Annotated in this window: 13 protein-coding genes; 10 read left to right on the forward strand and 3 right to left on the reverse strand. The window is 45.8% G+C overall.

Features of this window, described 5'->3' with window-relative positions:
- Positions 1-196: 196 nt before the first annotated feature.
- Complete coding sequence (locus PSM36_RS04180) at positions 197-2,857, reverse strand: glycosyl hydrolase 2 galactose-binding domain-containing protein (protein WP_076929116.1); 2,661 nt, start codon at positions 2,855-2,857, stop codon at positions 197-199.
- 281 nt (positions 2,858-3,138) lie between these two features.
- Between PSM36_RS04180 and PSM36_RS04185 the strand changes: the two genes are divergently transcribed.
- From PSM36_RS04185 to nqrF, 10 genes are all read left to right on the forward strand, one after another.
- On the forward strand, positions 3,139-4,416 hold the full coding sequence (locus tag PSM36_RS04185) for an NAD(P)/FAD-dependent oxidoreductase (protein ID WP_076929118.1): 1,278 nt from the start codon (positions 3,139-3,141) through the stop codon (positions 4,414-4,416).
- A gap of 362 nt (positions 4,417-4,778) precedes the next feature.
- Positions 4,779-5,576, forward strand: a complete 798-nt coding sequence (locus PSM36_RS04190; protein WP_394333046.1) for a DUF5040 domain-containing protein — start codon at positions 4,779-4,781, stop codon at positions 5,574-5,576.
- 74 nt (positions 5,577-5,650) lie between these two features.
- Positions 5,651-6,745 carry a Nif3-like dinuclear metal center hexameric protein gene (locus tag PSM36_RS04195; protein WP_076929121.1) on the forward strand — a complete coding sequence of 365 codons (1,095 nt, stop codon included), beginning with the start codon at positions 5,651-5,653 and terminating at the stop codon, positions 6,743-6,745.
- Positions 6,746-6,930: 185 nt separating this feature from the next.
- A complete protein-coding gene (locus PSM36_RS04200; protein ID WP_076929123.1) occupies positions 6,931-7,689 on the forward strand; it encodes a zinc ribbon domain-containing protein in 759 nt (252 codons plus the stop codon).
- A 295-nt stretch (positions 7,690-7,984) separates the two neighbouring features.
- Entirely contained in the window at positions 7,985-9,331 is a 1,347-nt protein-coding gene (locus PSM36_RS04205) for a Na(+)-translocating NADH-quinone reductase subunit A (protein WP_076929125.1), read from the forward strand.
- A 43-nt stretch (positions 9,332-9,374) separates the two neighbouring features.
- Positions 9,375-10,586, forward strand: coding sequence for an NADH:ubiquinone reductase (Na(+)-transporting) subunit B (locus PSM36_RS04210; protein WP_076929127.1), 1,212 nt, complete (start codon positions 9,375-9,377; stop codon positions 10,584-10,586).
- 10 nt (positions 10,587-10,596) lie between these two features.
- Positions 10,597-11,310, forward strand: coding sequence for an NADH:ubiquinone reductase (Na(+)-transporting) subunit C (gene nqrC, locus PSM36_RS04215; RefSeq protein ID WP_076929129.1), 714 nt, complete (start codon positions 10,597-10,599; stop codon positions 11,308-11,310).
- A gap of 43 nt (positions 11,311-11,353) precedes the next feature.
- Complete coding sequence (locus tag PSM36_RS04220) at positions 11,354-11,986, forward strand: NADH:ubiquinone reductase (Na(+)-transporting) subunit D (protein ID WP_076929131.1); 633 nt, start codon at positions 11,354-11,356, stop codon at positions 11,984-11,986.
- Positions 11,987-12,135: 149 nt separating this feature from the next.
- The gene (nqrE, locus tag PSM36_RS04225; RefSeq protein WP_076929133.1) at positions 12,136-12,750 is read left to right on the forward strand and encodes an NADH:ubiquinone reductase (Na(+)-transporting) subunit E; all 615 of its coding nucleotides are present in this window, start codon (positions 12,136-12,138) and stop codon (positions 12,748-12,750) included.
- Positions 12,751-12,785: 35 nt separating this feature from the next.
- The gene (gene nqrF, locus PSM36_RS04230) at positions 12,786-14,060 is read left to right on the forward strand and encodes an NADH:ubiquinone reductase (Na(+)-transporting) subunit F (protein ID WP_076929136.1); all 1,275 of its coding nucleotides are present in this window, start codon (positions 12,786-12,788) and stop codon (positions 14,058-14,060) included.
- Positions 14,061-14,169: 109 nt separating this feature from the next.
- Here nqrF and PSM36_RS04235 read toward each other — a convergent pair whose 3' ends face one another.
- Together PSM36_RS04235 and PSM36_RS04240 are read right to left on the reverse strand one after the other, a co-directional pair.
- Positions 14,170-14,754: an aminotransferase class IV gene (locus tag PSM36_RS04235; RefSeq protein WP_076929139.1), complete on the reverse strand. Its 585-nt coding sequence runs from the start codon at positions 14,752-14,754 to the stop codon at positions 14,170-14,172.
- A gap of 21 nt (positions 14,755-14,775) precedes the next feature.
- The gene (locus PSM36_RS04240) at positions 14,776-15,753 is read right to left on the reverse strand and encodes an aminodeoxychorismate synthase component I (protein WP_232001515.1); all 978 of its coding nucleotides are present in this window, start codon (positions 15,751-15,753) and stop codon (positions 14,776-14,778) included.
- Positions 15,754-15,821: the final 68 nt, after the last annotated feature.

Below are 15,821 nucleotides of genomic sequence, written 5' to 3' on the forward strand. Positions count from 1 at the left end.
GGAAGGCAAATAAAAAGCCTTGCCTTCTTCACAATAAACACTGTGGGTACATCGTCATGAAGACGGAGACCTAAAAGACTCAGTCGATAATGTATTTGCAGTGAAGCTGTGATTTTTAAAATGTTAAACATTAAAGAAAAGCGCCGCAAGTGATTTGTAGCGCTTTTTCGCTTTTTTATCGCATAGGAAACTAATGCTATTGAATTGGGCACGTTAACCGTTCTGACGTCCAACTGTCAATTACTATCTCTATCCGGTCCCTGGGTAACAGCGATGAGAATTCGACCTGGATCTCTTTTTTATCCCCCGGCATCAAAGTAATATAATTATCCGAATAGTGTACGGGCAGGATACGCTTACCGCTGTTTTTATCGAACACCTTTACGCGGTTAAAGAAGGATATATGGTTGTCTGCTGCAAGAGATATTGTTCCGGTATATAGATCTCCCTCCCTTTGTAAAGTCGTTTTTACTTCCGGTTTTGCCTGAGGTAAATCAGCAAGCCCCCTGTAATCTTTCGGGCGGGTGCACAACCAGTAAATATTATCGGTGACCGGTCGGCCGTTTTCTTCCAGTTCCAGCTTAAGAAAATAAACACCTTCATGCTCTTCCGGTGGAGGGATGCTGAACATCCGGTGTACACTATTGGCATGAATGGTGGTCGCTTCTTCTTTTTCCCAGATGATACTTCCGTCAGGCTTATATAAGCCGGCTTTCACAGATATCTGATGGGTGCCCAAGGCTGTATTGACCAGTTCTACTTGTTTACTGACGATGTTATATTGTGGATGAAGCGGCTCGCACCCTTTTTTCGTGCCGTAAAGAGAGGCATTTACATCTAGGAACCAATCATACATTTGTCCCCGCAACGACGTCCAGGGATTCTGTGTTTTCCAGATCAGGATACCCGTGTACCATTCCCACATATGAGACGCCCAACCTTCCATAAAACTTCTGTACTGGTCATAATTTACAATCTGGGCGTATTTGGAGTAGGTCTCTATATCGGTCACATCACCGTATCTTTCCAGATGATCCCTGTAGCCGAGGTCTTTATGATACCGCCATGTAGTATGGGTACGCCGTTCCGGACGGGGAAAACCGGCCAGTTCTTTCTCCGTCATCATTTCTCGCATACTTTCCACTTCGGGTGAACCTACGGATCCTGCTTCGGGATTAAAAGGCGTGGAGCGGAATGAGAAAAACCATTCCGGTTCCTGTATCCCGTACGGTCCATCACCTACACCTCCAATCGTATTGCGGGTAAACAGCGTATCGGTAGAAAAACTTATATATAGCCTTTCTGGATCCAATCGGTGGAAAAGAGTGTTCTTAAGCGTTTCGTCGATATCTTTGGCCAATGGCCATTCATTGCCACCGCACCACAAACAGAGGCTGGGATGATTCCGGATCATTTTTACCTGATCTTCCACCGATTGAAGGAACAAGCTATGGTTATCGGGGTACTCCCACCGCCGTTCACGTGAATCTTTCTTCATGGGATCTTCCCAGGCTCCATTGCAGTCACCGGTTCCCCATAGGTCCTGGAAGACCAGTATTCCGTACTCGTCGCAGGCTTCATAGAATTCGGGGCGCTCCAGCAGTGCGCCACCCCATACGCGGATCATCCTCACGTTCATTTCCGCATGAAACCGTACCTCTGCCCTGTATCTCTCCGGCGACAGCCGCAGCAACCAATCCGAAGTTATATAATTGCCACCCGTCATGTAGATGGGTTGTCCGTTCACATAGAATTTACGTCCTCCCGTGGCGGGGTCTTTCTCGGAAGTGATCTCCCTGATCCCGTAACGCAGTGAATGGCTGTCACTGATTTCATCGTCTTGGTGAAAAGAGATATGCATGTCATACAGCTCTTGCCTTCCAATTCCGTTGGGCCACCATAGACGGGGATTCTTTATTGTTATCTCTTCAAATGTCACCGTTTGGTGTTCCCGTGGAGATAACGAGACTGTTTGGGTAATGTATTTACCGTCTGTTTCGCAAACCACCGAACCTGATTGTGTTTGGTCGGAACTGTTCTCCAGTTCTACGGTTACTCTGACCAGTGCCTCTTTCTGGTTTTCTGACGGTATGCGTGTTCCGGGTACTTTGGTAACAACATAAGGATGTGATACTTTTACACTTCCTGTGGTTGTAATCGATACTTCGTCCCATATCCCTGTATTCCGATCGCGCACAGGCTGTATCCAATCCCAGCCGGGGGTGAACTGCATGGTGACGTTCTTCGCTATTTGCCCGTCGCCTCCCTGTCCTCCATTCGGATTGCCCGGATAATCCGGTGGGTATACGATAACTGCCAGCAGGTTTGTTCCCGATTCCCTGAGGTAAGATGTGATATGATAACTTTTACGTAAAAACATTCCCTCGTGGGTATCCGGATTGATGCGCTTTCCATTCAGGAAGATATCGGCCTTATAATTGATTCCCCGAAAGTTCAGCCACACCTGCCTCTCCGCCGGTAAGTTTTCAATTTGGAAAGGACGGACAAACCAGAAGGTGTAAAAATCATTTCCTGTTTCATATATGTCGGGAATCAGCTCGTTATTCATGCTGAATTCGGGAGCAGGAAACAGGTTATTATTGAGCATGGTGGTAAGTACGGTTCCCGGCACGGTGGCCTTCATCCAGCCGTCGGAGTTAAAAGCAGATATACTCAATTGATTCCCGTCACTTGTAACCTCATTGGCACGCCTTGCATACCAGCCGGTGTTGAGCACTGTTTTCTCTCCATTTCCGGGAATGCGGATTGATATGTGTTCCTGTGAATGAACCGGACCGGTAAATCCAGTCCACAAAAATAAAATTAACCAAAATAGGGTAGTGTACTTGTTTTTCATACTATTTATCTATTTTTAATTTCCGTACAGGTATTCGTAAGTGATAAGTATACAACCCATTGTTTACACGCGAAACTTGGATAATTGATACCTTTTCCGGTACCGGGAATGGTTGTACGCTTCAAAGATAAATATATAATCTGAATATATGTTTAGTACTTCGATTTTATCTGTCATGCCGTTCAACTTTTCGAGCTGCCGGATGTTTATATCAGGGATTGTAACCGGGAAAATTCCCGATAAAGAAGAGAATCCCGGTAAATTATAGTAAGAAATTCAAGATGGACGTTACGGTAAGTACCGTAAGGAAGGAGGGTGAGATGAAAAAGATTGTTGTGATAGGTTGTGGATTTGGTGGTTTGCAATTTGTGAATCATCTGAAAAAGGATGTATTCGATATTATTGTGATCGATAAGATAAACCACCATCAGTTTCCTCCCTTATTTTATCAGGTAGCTGCCTCGCAGATCGAACCTTCCACCGTGTCGTTTCCTATCAGAAAAATATTTCAGAAGAGGAGGGATGTCCGTATCCGTCTTGCTAATGTACACTCCGTGAATGGAGATGAGAAGTATGTCGATACCTCTGTCGGCAGGTTCCCGTACGACTATTTAGTGGTTGCTACCGGTACACGTACCAATTTCTACGGTAATGGACAGGTAGAGAAGAATTCGCTCGTACTGAAATCGACCTACCAGGCAATCAATGTAAGGAATGCTATCCTTTATAATTTCGAGAAGCTATTGTATGCCGAAAAGAAGGATGGATTGTACAATATTGTCATCGTGGGAGGAGGAGCCACCGGTGTGGAGTTGGCGGGTGCCTTTGCCGAGATGACCAAGGAGATCCTGCCGAAAGATTATCCCAATATAGACTCTGACAAGGTGCAGGTCTATTTGCTTGAAGGTAGTCCTCATACGCTTTCCAATATGAGTAGTTTCGCCCAAAAATATTCGGAGGATTATCTCCGGTCGATGGGAGTAATTGTGAAAACCGGGACCATTGTAAAGGATTATGATGGTGAGAAGGTTATTTTGAATAACGGCGAGGTTATACTGACTAATAATGTGATCTGGTCGGCAGGTGTAACTGGCAACGTCATAGAAGGAATTCCCGTAGGTTCCGTATTACCGAACGGCAGGGTTAGGGTAGACCGGATCAATAGGGTAGAAGGACTGCAGGATGTGTTTGCCATTGGCGATGTAGCATATATGGAGACCGAAAAATATCCAAAAGGACATCCTCAGTTAGCCAATGTGGCGATCGGGCAGGGTAAGAACCTGGCAAAGAATCTGCAGAAGATCGAAGAGGGCAGAACAGACCTGAAATCCTATGAATACCGTAACCTGGGTACCATGGCTACCGTGGGAAGAAATAAGGCAGTGGTAGACCTTCCTTTCGTCAAGTTCAAAGGGCGGTTTGCCTGGCTGGTCTGGATGTTCCTCCACTTGATGCTTATCCTGAGTGTCCGCAATAAACTGGTGGTCTTTATTAACTGGGCATGGAATTATGTCACTAAGAACAATTCGCTCCGACTGATTCTGAAGGATAGTGACTAAGTTATATATAGGGCAATTGGCCGATTGTTTCAATTAATTTCTATTTCTGTTGTCAAGGAAATTTGCTTCTACTTGACTTTTTGAAGTGTTGAAAAATCCCGATTCGCTTATCCGACAGCATCTCCCTTTCGACCGCTTCAATGCCTCCGTATTATTTTCGGGATACAGGGATATAAGATAGCTCAGTATCAAACAACTTCCGGAGGTTTCTTCGTCTATTCCATTCGTAACCTGCTCCTATAACGATATCAGCAGCTATTACTGGATTATGTCCAGCAGAAGTGCTGCTCAGGGTGCGGTCAAGATATTGTGAAAAATAAACTCTTTTTGTATATTTGCGTTAGATAATTAAAGATACTGATATGGCAACACGTGAAGAATATATGAAACAGATTGAAACATTGGCATTATTCATTTTAATATCGATTTTTATAACAACTTTTCCTGCGCAGGCACAGGAGAATAGTGAAACCCAGTACACGTTCCTGCTCACAGGGGCATCTTTTGCATCTCCCAACAACGGGTGGTTCGAAGTGGGATGCCAATTGACCGGTGCTACACCGCTTAACCGTGCTATAGGAGGGGAAGCGATTGCCGATGCAGCCAACCGCATGGCGGAAGGTACGCTATACTCCAAAGAGGAGTTGGAAGAGGTAGATGCACTGGTAATCATGCAGGTGCATGACAGGGATGTGTTCGGTTCCTCAACATTGAAGGAGGAGTATACGGATTATGAGATCCCATTCGACCGTAGTAACTACGCCGCCGCATTCGATTATGTGATCAAACGTTATCTCACGGAGTGCTACAACTTGAAATTCGACGAAAAATCCAGATACTATAATACCCGTATGGGGAAACCGGCAGTGATAGTGCTCTGCACCGACTGGCACGACGGACGGGTGACCTACAATACCTCCATACGCAAGTTGGCGGAGAAGTGGGGATTCCCGGTGGTGGAGTTCGACAAGTATATCGGTTTCTCCAAGAACAGTGTGCATCCCGTGACCAAAGAGCAGACCAGCCTGCTCTTTACGGGCGATAACCAGCAGATCGCCGGCGAGAAGTTCGGGTGGCACCCCGAAAACGGCCGGGATAGTTATATCCAACGGCGTATGGGAGCTATCTTTGCCGATACGATGCGGAAAATATTTCCATAAACGATTAACAGTGCATTATCAGTGAAACTACCCAATAATTTGTCATTGGTAATTAGTAATTAGTAATTTTATTTATGCGAATAAAAGAGATTATCCAGACGATTGAGCAGGTGGCTCCATTACCCCTGCAGGAGGGCTATGACAATAGCGGATTGCAGATAGGCGATGCGAACCGTGAAGTAACCGGTATCCTGTTATGTATTGATGTGACCGAGGACGTGATCGATGAGGCCATCTCCCTTGGATGCAACCTTATTATCTCGCACCATCCGCTCGCATTCCGGCCGTTCAAGTCGCTTACCGGAAAGAATTACGTGGAGCGCTGTATGCTGCAGGCTATCCGGCACGATATCGCGCTTTATGCGGCGCATACCAATCTGGATAATGCCCGGGGTGGTGTCAACTACAAATTGGCGGAGATGCTGGAATTGCAGAACGTGAAGATACTGCAACCCCTCGAAAATGCGTTGTTGAAGTTTGTCACCACCGTGCCGCTCCAGCATGCCGAGAGTGTCAGGAATGCCTTGTTCAATGCCGGGGCAGGACATATAGGGAATTACGACAGTTGCAGTTATAACCTCTCGGGAGAAGGCACATTCCGGGCAAAAGAAGGTGCCAACCCACATATAGGGGAGATCGACCGGCTCCATTTCGAACCGGAGGTGCGGATAGAAACCGTGATTCCTGTCATGAAGAAGGAAGAGGTCCTCCGGGCGCTACTGGCAGTACATCCCTATGAGGAACCGGTGTTTGACTTCTATCCCATAACCAACGACTGGCCGCAACACGGCAGCGGTGTTGTGGGAGTACTGCCGGAACCGATGCCGGAGCAGGAATTCTTATATTTATTGAAGGATATCTTTAATTTGCCCACTATACAACACTCAAAAATGCAAGGAAGGGAAATCCGTGACGTGGCGCTCTGTGGCGGTGCCGGCGCATTCCTTATCCCCAGGGCTATCGCTTATGGAGCCGATGCCTTTATCACCGGTGAAGCAAAATACAATGACTTTTTCGATGTGGAAGGACGTATACTCCTCGCCGTAGTCGGCCATTATGAGTCGGAAATCTGCACAAAAGAGATTTTTTTCGATCTTATTTCGAGAAAATTTCCTACCTTTGTACTACATAAATCGGCGTTCGACTCGAACCCGGTGAAATATCTGTAAAAAAAGCGGTCCGACTTGTTCCCGCAACTACAGGGAAATGTGGTAATGAAACGATTGATCATCGTTTGATTACTGCATTTTTTGATTTATAATGTTATTATTGTGAGTCTTTGGTGTACGATTTAATTACATCCACACGATTTGCAAAACTTGATTGAATGAATATTAATAAACAAATATGAATTATGGCAACAAGAAAAAAAAGTACTGAACAGGAAGTCTCGGTAGAAGATAAACTGAAATCCCTGTACAAATTACAATCTTATCTCTCCGAAATCGACCGGATCAAGACCCTGCGTGGGGAATTACCCCTTGAGGTGGCCGACCTCGACGATGAGATCGCGGGTCTGGGTACCCGTATTAACAATTTCGAACTGGAGCTCAAACAACTGGACGAGAACACGAAATTACAAAAGGGTAAGATTGAGACCAGCAAAGCAAAGATTGAAAAATATAACAAGCAGCTTGAGAACGTACGCAACAGTAAGGAGTATGACCATCTTTCCAAAGAGATAGAGTTCGAGACGCTTGAGATAGAGCTTTCCGAGAAACATATCCGGGAGTATGCCCAGGAAGCTGCCTCTATCAAAGAACAGATTGAAGCTGCCAATGAACTGCTGAAAGACAAGACATCGGATCTGGAGCATAAAAAACAGGAGTTGGACGATATTGTGTCGGAAACCAAGGCGCAGGAAGAAAAAATCCGCGAGAAGGCAAAGAAGACCGAGGCAACGATTGAACCCCGTCTTTTGACCGCTTTCAAAAGGATCCGCAAAAATGCCCGCAACGGTCTGGGAGTGGTGCCTATCCAACGTGGTGCTTGTGGTGGATGCTTTAACAAGATACCGCCTCAGAAACAGATGGATATCAAATTGGGTAAGAAGATCATCGTGTGTGAATATTGCGGGCGTATTATGATCGACCCCGAGATGGCGGGTGCTTGATAAATAGGAAAAAGGAGTGCCCGAAAGCATCTTAAAAGTTAATTGGAGAATTTTTTCTCCAATTTCTTTTAATTTTTCTTTTTTTGAAGGGAAAAAATGTATCTTTGCGTCCCGGAAGGAGGCACTTCTCCTGCCATTATACACAGCTTATTATAACCCATTGATTTATCATTGGATATCAGCAACTTAGGCTATTTCTGGCAATGACATAATTCAAGCAAGCTTGTTTTCGGTGCGTATTGCTTGACGAAATAGTTCAAAAAGATAACAGGCAAGGTTATTTATACAATACTATATGGCTAATCGAATAAAAATTAAGAAAGGCTTACGAATTCCGCTGCTCGGTGAGGCTGAAGAAACACTAAGAGGCAGGGTGACGAGTGAATATGTGAGGATTTGCCCGGAAGATTTTCATGGCATTACTCCCAAATTGGCCGTCAAAGTAGATGATGCCGTGAAGGCCGGAACACCCCTGTTCTTTGATAAAAATCATCCCGAAATGTTCTTCGCGTCACCTGTCAGCGGCGTGGTAACAGCCATTGAACGCGGTGAGAAGCGGCGTATCCTTTATATTGAGGTGAAAGCCGATAGCACTACTCAATACGAAGATTTCGGCAAGAAAACGGTGGCTTCGCTCTCTGCCGAAGAGGTGAAGAAATCGATCCTTGATGCCGGTATCTGGTTCGTGATCAAGCAACGTCCCTACGATGTGGTGGCGGTACCCGGCAAAGAACCGCGCGACATATTTGTAACTGGTTTCGATACGGCTCCATTGGCACCGTCTGCCGATTTTATATTGAATGGACTGGAGGCTGACCTGCAGGCAGGATTCGATGCCCTGGCAAAATTGACTGCGGGGAAGGTCTATCTCTCTGTCAGCCCCAAAACAACCAATGGAGGGTTACGTGAAGCCAAAAATGTGGTGATTACCGAATTTGACGGGCCGCACCCTACGGGGAATGTGGGCGTACAGATCAACCATATCAAACCGGTGAACAGGGGCGAGACCGTATGGACCCTTAGCGCACCCGATGTGGCGCTGATCGGCCGCCTCTTCAACCAGGGGATCGTGGATCTTACCCGTACGGTAGCGCTTACCGGATCGGAAGTGAAACAGACCGGTTATTACCGGATGGTGGTCGGTACACAGTTGAATTCTATTTTCAAAGGGAATGTAACAGAAGGCATCTCCCTGAGATATATCAGTGGAAACCCCCTTACAGGACGCAAAATTAATGCGGATGGCGTACTTCGTGCTTATGATACACAGGTAACTGTTATTCCCGAAGGCGATGATGTACATGAGGCTTTTGGATGGGCATCGCTGTCGCCCAAACGTTACAGTGCCGGATGTACGTATCCCACTTACAACAAGAAATACCGTCTCGATGCCCGTCTGTTGGGCGGCCCGAGAGCTATCATTGTTTCCAACGAATATGATAAGGTATTCCCAATGGATATCTTCCCCGAGCAACTCATCAAATCCATTATTGCGTTCAACATCGACAAGATGGAGCAATTGGGAATATATGAGGTGGCTCCTGAAGATTTTGCCCTGTGTGAGTTTGTCGATACATCCAAGCTGGAACTGCAACGTATAGTGCGTACAGGCCTGGACCTGTTGCGCAAGGAGATGGAGTGAACATCGTTCACAATAGTATATATAACTTATAAATAATAGAACTTTGAAAGCGTTAAGAAAGTATCTTGATAAGATCAAACCGAATTTCGAGGAAGGCGGGAAACTGCATTGGCTCTATTCTACATACGATGCGTTTGAGACGTTTCTTTTCGTGCCCAACACGACATCGAAATCGGGTGTGCATATCCATGATGCGCGCGATTCCAAACGTACGATGATCATTGTGATCCTCGCACTGGTCCCCGCGCTGCTGGTCGGTATGTATAACGTGGGATTACAGCATTATCTGGCAGTTGGCCAGGAGGTGACATTCCTTACTAAATTTTTCTATGGGCTCCTGGCGATGCTGCCGCATATTGTGGTTTCTTATGTAGTGGGCCTCGGTATTGAGTTTGCCATGGCACAGATAAAAAAGGAGGAAGTGGCCGAAGGATTCCTGGTTTCCGGGATGCTTATCCCGATGATCGTGCCTGTGGATACTCCGTTGTGGATGGTGGCTGTAGCTACTGCCTTTGCCGTGATATTTGCCAAAGAGGTGTTCGGTGGTACCGGATATAATATTTTTAATGTGGCGTTGATTACGCGTGCATTCCTCTTCTTCTCCTATCCTTCAAAGATGTCGGGCGACCAGGTATGGGTACGCACCGCCGATACTTTCGGAATGGGGAAAGGAACGGTGATAGATGGTTATTCGGGTGCTACCCCGTTGGGACAGATCGCTACTACCGAGGTCGGTGGATTCTCTGAATTTACTTTTCACGGTATTACCGGACAACCCCTCTCCATCAGTGATATGTTTCTCGGATTCATTCCGGGGTCGATGGGTGAGGTTTCTACCTTTGCTATCTTGCTGGGAGCTGTAATCCTGATTGCAACCGGAGTGGGCAGCTGGAAAACCATGCTTTCGGTATTTATCGGAGGATTGGTCGCGGTTTTACTGGTCAATGCCTTTGCCCAGAATCCCATTATGGAGATGCCCGTACATTACCACTTCCTGTTAGGCGGATTCGCTTTTGGAGCGGTATTTATGGCTACGGATCCGGTAACCTCGGCAAGAACTGAAAAAGGAAAATGGATTTATGGTTTCCTTATTGGACTGATCGCGGTAGCCATTCGTGTGTTCAACCCGGGATACCCTGAAGGAATGATGTTGGCTATCCTCTTCATGAACGCGTTTGCTCCGCTTATCGATTTTTATGTGGTTGATGCCAATATTAAACGTCGTATAAAACGGGCAGCAATAGCAAATAAATAATAATAAAGATATGAACAGGGAAAGTAGTGGATATACGATCATATATGCATCGGTAATGGTGATAGTGGTGGCACTCGGATTGGCTTTCACTCACCAGGTATTGAACGAACGGCAGATTGCCAACGAAAATACCGACAAGATGCAGCAGATATTGCGTTCTCTCAACTTAGATGTAAGTGCGGCCGAGGCCCAGGCAAAATATACCGAGTTGATAAAGAATGCCTATCTTATCAATGATGAAGGGATGACGGTAGAAGGTACCGAAGGGATTACTCCTAACGATCCGGCCTTTTCAACCGAACTGGGTGATCCGCAGGCAGCTGGATTGCCCGTATATGAGGCCGAAGTCGACGGTTCTACCAAATATATTATACCTATGAGCGGCACCGGACTTTGGGGTCCCATTTGGGGATACCTGGCTATTGAATCCGACGGGAGTGCTATTTACGGTGCGGAATTCGGTCACGCCGGAGAAACTCCTGGATTGGGAGCAGAAATAGAGACTGCCCCCTTCAGAAACCAATTCCGGGAAAAGAACCTATTCAGAAATGATGAGTTCACCTCAGTGGCTGTGGTAAAACCGGGACAGACCAATACTAGGAGAGACTATGTGGACGGTATTTCCGGAGGGACTATCACCAGTAAAGGAGTGGACAACATGTTGCTCAACAGTGTCGGTAGATATAAGAATTTTTTAATGAACTTACACACTGCCAATCAATGACAGTGGGACAATTTCGTTAGTGAAAATATAACAGTGAAAGAAAATGGCATTATCAAGTAAGACAAAAGCGGTTTTATTGGGGCCGCTGAATAAAAATAACCCTGTTATCGTACAGGTATTGGGTATCTGTTCTGCACTGGCGGTCACATCCAAACTCGAACCTTCCATCGTGATGGCGGTTGCCGTGGTTTTGGTGACAGCTTTTGCCAATGTGATCATTTCCCTATTGCGTAAAAGCATTCCCAACCGCATTCGTATTATTGTGCAGCTTGTGGTGGTGGCTTCACTCGTAACTATCGTGAGCGAAGTGTTGAAAGCGTTTGCCTATGATGTAAACAAGCAACTCTCGGTATTCGTCGGGTTGATCGTGACGAACTGTATCCTGATGGGACGCCTCGAAGCATTTGCACTGGGTAACGGCCCCTGGCCCTCTTTCCTGGATGGTATCGGAAATGGATTAGGGTATGGATGGATACTGGTAGTAGTTGGATTTTTCCGTGAACTGTTAGGCTCCGGAACATTGTTAGGTTATCAGGTAGTACCGCAGGCGCTTTACGATGCCGGTTATGAAAATAATGGTTTGATGATGCTCGCACCCATGGCGATATTGCTGGTGGCTTGTATCATATGGATACAACGGTCGAGGGTGAAAGAACTACAGGAAGAGACGAATTAAGTGAAGAATTGATTAATAATGAAGAATTAAGAATGAATAATGAAGAATTAAAAGTGAAGAATTGGAACTCACAATCCAATATCTTACAATTTAATTGAAAAATCATTTTTTCATTTTTCACTTTTAACTTTTAATTTATAGAATATATTATGGATGCAATTAGTTTGATTGTACGATCGATATTTGTCGACAACATGATTTTCGCCTACTTCCTGGGGATGTGTTCGTTCCTGGCCGTATCGAAAAACGTGAAAACAGCATTGGGGTTAGGTATTGCGGTGACTTTCGTGCTCGTACTCACCCTGCCCATCAACTATATGCTGGAAAACTATGTGCTGAAAGCAGGTGCCCTGCAATGGCTGGGAGAAGAGTATGCTGAAGTCGACCTGAGTGTCTTCAGCCTCCTTATCTTCATTGCTGTCATCGCCTCTTTCGTGCAGTTGGTGGAGATGGTTATCGAACGTTTCAGCCCCTCCCTCTATAGTTCATTGGGTATCTTCCTGCCGCTTATCGCAGTGAACTGCGCGATCCTCGGAGGATCATTGTTTATGCAACAGCGTGAGTTCGCTAATGTCGGGATGGCCACTGCCTACGGATTCGGTTCAGGGATCGGCTGGTTACTGGCCATCGTGGGACTGGCAGCCATCAGGGAAAAACTGGAATATTCACATGTGCCAAAACCATTGAAAGGATTAGGTATCACCTTTATTATTACGGCGTTGATGGCCATCGGATTCATGAGTTTTTCCGGAATCGACATTTAATCGACAATAGACAATAACAAATTATTTATTAAAATATGAGTGTATTATTGAGCGTGGGTGGGTTGACGATATGGGCGAGTGTCATTGTATTCCTGCTGATCATTTTGGTGCTTGTGGTGATTATTCTGGTAGCCAAAGCAAAGTTGATGCCTTCCGGTAACGTGAAGATCACCGTGAACGATGAAAAAGAACTGGACGTGCCGATGGGAGGTACCCTGTTGAATACGTTGCAGTCACAGAATATATACCTTTCTTCTGCCTGTGGAGGTGGAGGGACTTGTGCCCAGTGCCGGTGCCGGGTAGTAGAAGGTGGTGGTGAGATCCTGCCTACCGAAAAAGGACATTTCAGTCGCAAGGAACAGTTGAACGATTGGCGTTTGAGTTGTCAGGTAAAAGTGAAGGAAGATATGACCATCATTGTGCCGGAAGAGGTATTCGGTATCAAAGAGTGGGAATGTGAGGTGATCTCTAACCATAACGTGGCTTCGTTCATCAAGGAATTTGTGGTGAAATTGCCCGAAGGGGAGAAACTCGATTTCAAACCGGGTTCATACAGCCAGATCAGGGTTCCTAAATATGACCAGATAAGGTACTCAGACTTCATTATCGATGAAGAGTACAAGAGTGAGTGGGATAGAAATAATATGTGGGAACTAGTGGCTAAGAACGAAGAAGACACTGTACGCGCTTATTCCATGGCCAATTATCCCGCAGAAGGTAATATCATTACTCTCAACGTACGTGTGGCAACTCCGCCGTTCGACAGGGAGAAGGGTGCATGGATGAATGTCAATCCGGGTATCGTGTCATCTTATATCTTTAACCTGAAACCGGGTGATAAGGTGATGATGTCGGGTCCATACGGAGATTTCCACCCGATCCTCGATAGTAAACGTGAGATGCTTTGGGTAGGTGGTGGCGCCGGTATGGCTCCACTGCGTTCGCAGATCATGCACCTGACCAAGACGTTAAAAATTACCGACCGGAAAATGTCTTACTTCTACGGTGCAAGGGCACTGATCGAGGCATTCTATCTGGAAGATTTCTATGAACTCGAAAGGGAATTCCCCAACTTCTCGTTCCATCTGGCACTCGACAGGCCCGATCCGGCAGCCGACGCAGCAGGTGTGAAGTACACGCCGGGATTTGTACATCAGGTGATCCACGATACTTATCTGAAAGACCACGATGCTCCCGAAGATATCGAATACTACATGTGTGGTCCCGGCCCAATGGCAAACGCAGTACAGCGTATGCTCGACAGCCTGGGTGTTCCGCCCGAGATGATCATGTTCGACGACTTCGGATAATTACGGAAGGAAATAAACAATCTATATATTTGACGGCATTCTCTGTAGTAGGGGATGCCGTTTCTTTTGGAATAAGGAGATGTGTTGTATTATATAGAACTATATCTAATCATACAATATTGCATACCGGGAGGGATATTCCATCATCTATATCCAACATGGCATTGATAAGGTAGATGCAATCATATTCCGGGAGAGTATTGCGGTGGATAATTCTCTCTGCGATGACCCCTTCGCGAAGGAGTTTTTGCCGCTTGGTGCCATTTAACAGCGGACTCTCCGGTGTAAAATACTGCTCCCCCTTGCTGAATACTACATTGCTGTAAGAGGTATCTGTAATAAGACCGTTCCGGGTGATAAGGATCCCATCACAGTCGCCTTTTTGCGCCAACAGGGCATTTAGCTGCCTCCTGTCGGCAAATTTAAATGAGTAATCGACCGACGCCTCTATCAACTTCAACGAGGTTATCTTATTGAGAAGATAGGATTCAAATGATACCTCTTGGATAGCCTTGTGATAAATGATCCGGCATTTTACTTTAGTATCCTGTAGTTTATCCGGAAGAAGTGTTGGTAGATCGGGCAACTTGGGCGCGTTGAATCCAAAATGGGCGGCTGTCTGTTGCATCCGTTCTTCATGGCACTGCATGTTTTGAATCTCTCCGTGAAGTATGCAAATGGTTTCTAAAAACATATCAGTCGAAATTTAGAATGACTAATGTAATGGCAGATATATTTTCCGGATTGCTTCCTCGTACTCTTTCCTGCTACTGCTATTGGCGGTAATGCCGCCGCCGCTGCGGAAAAAGAGTTGTGAACCGCATTGTTCAATGAATCGGATCAATACAAACGATTCTAGTTTTTTACCATCGAAATAACCGGCTACACCGGTGTAGAAGCCGCGTGCTTCCTTTTCAGCCTCCTTGATGATGCGAAGCGTAGCCTCCTTGGGCGCTCCCGATACGGAACCGGCCGGCAATAATTCGAAGAAAAGTGTTCCCAGGATATCGAGATACCCTTCCGCCAGAGTTCCCTCGATCTCGGAACTTACCTGTAATATGGATCCCCTGTTTGTCTCCAATGCATCTATGTATCTGAAACGGTTTACTTTTACAGAGGTAGCTATCCGGCTCAAGTCGTTACGAAGCAGATCCACGATAGTATTATGTTCCGCCGTCTCTTTCCGGTCATTTAACACGATATCCCGCGCATAAGGCAGACGTCCGTCGATAGTTCCTTTCATCGGGAAAGTGAATATTTTTCCCTGCTCTATCCGTACAAAACACTCCGGAGAGAAGCATACCCATTTGCCTGGCAGGCAGAGCTTATAGGTCGCCCTGCTGGAGAGAAAAATTTCTTCAAATGAGAGAGAACACCTCAATGGAGTTTTTATAGTGAGATTGACAAGGTAGGAGTCACCTCGTTTCAACCCGTCCATCACCACATTAAAACGCTGTAGATAGGTGACGTAATCTTCAGGATCGGCCTCAAATAAATAGCTGTCTGTCTGATGAGAAAGAAAAGAGAATGACTTGGGTGTCCCGGAAAGCCCGTGAGGGAAGGTGTTGGACATGCCTTTGATGTCGAAAAGGATCTCTTGTTGCGACAACGGATCGGCAACAAAAAATCCCTCCCGCATCTCAAAATCTACTGCAAACAGAAACGGCTTTCTCGCTTTTCCCGCTTCGTTCATTTTCTCCTTTATTTCATTACTGTCGAAAAACATGATGCAAATATAGTGAACTATTTCGTTAAGCTAAA

It is taken from the genome of Proteiniphilum saccharofermentans (assembly GCF_900095135.1).
Taxonomy (GTDB): domain Bacteria; phylum Bacteroidota; class Bacteroidia; order Bacteroidales; family Dysgonomonadaceae; genus Proteiniphilum; species Proteiniphilum saccharofermentans.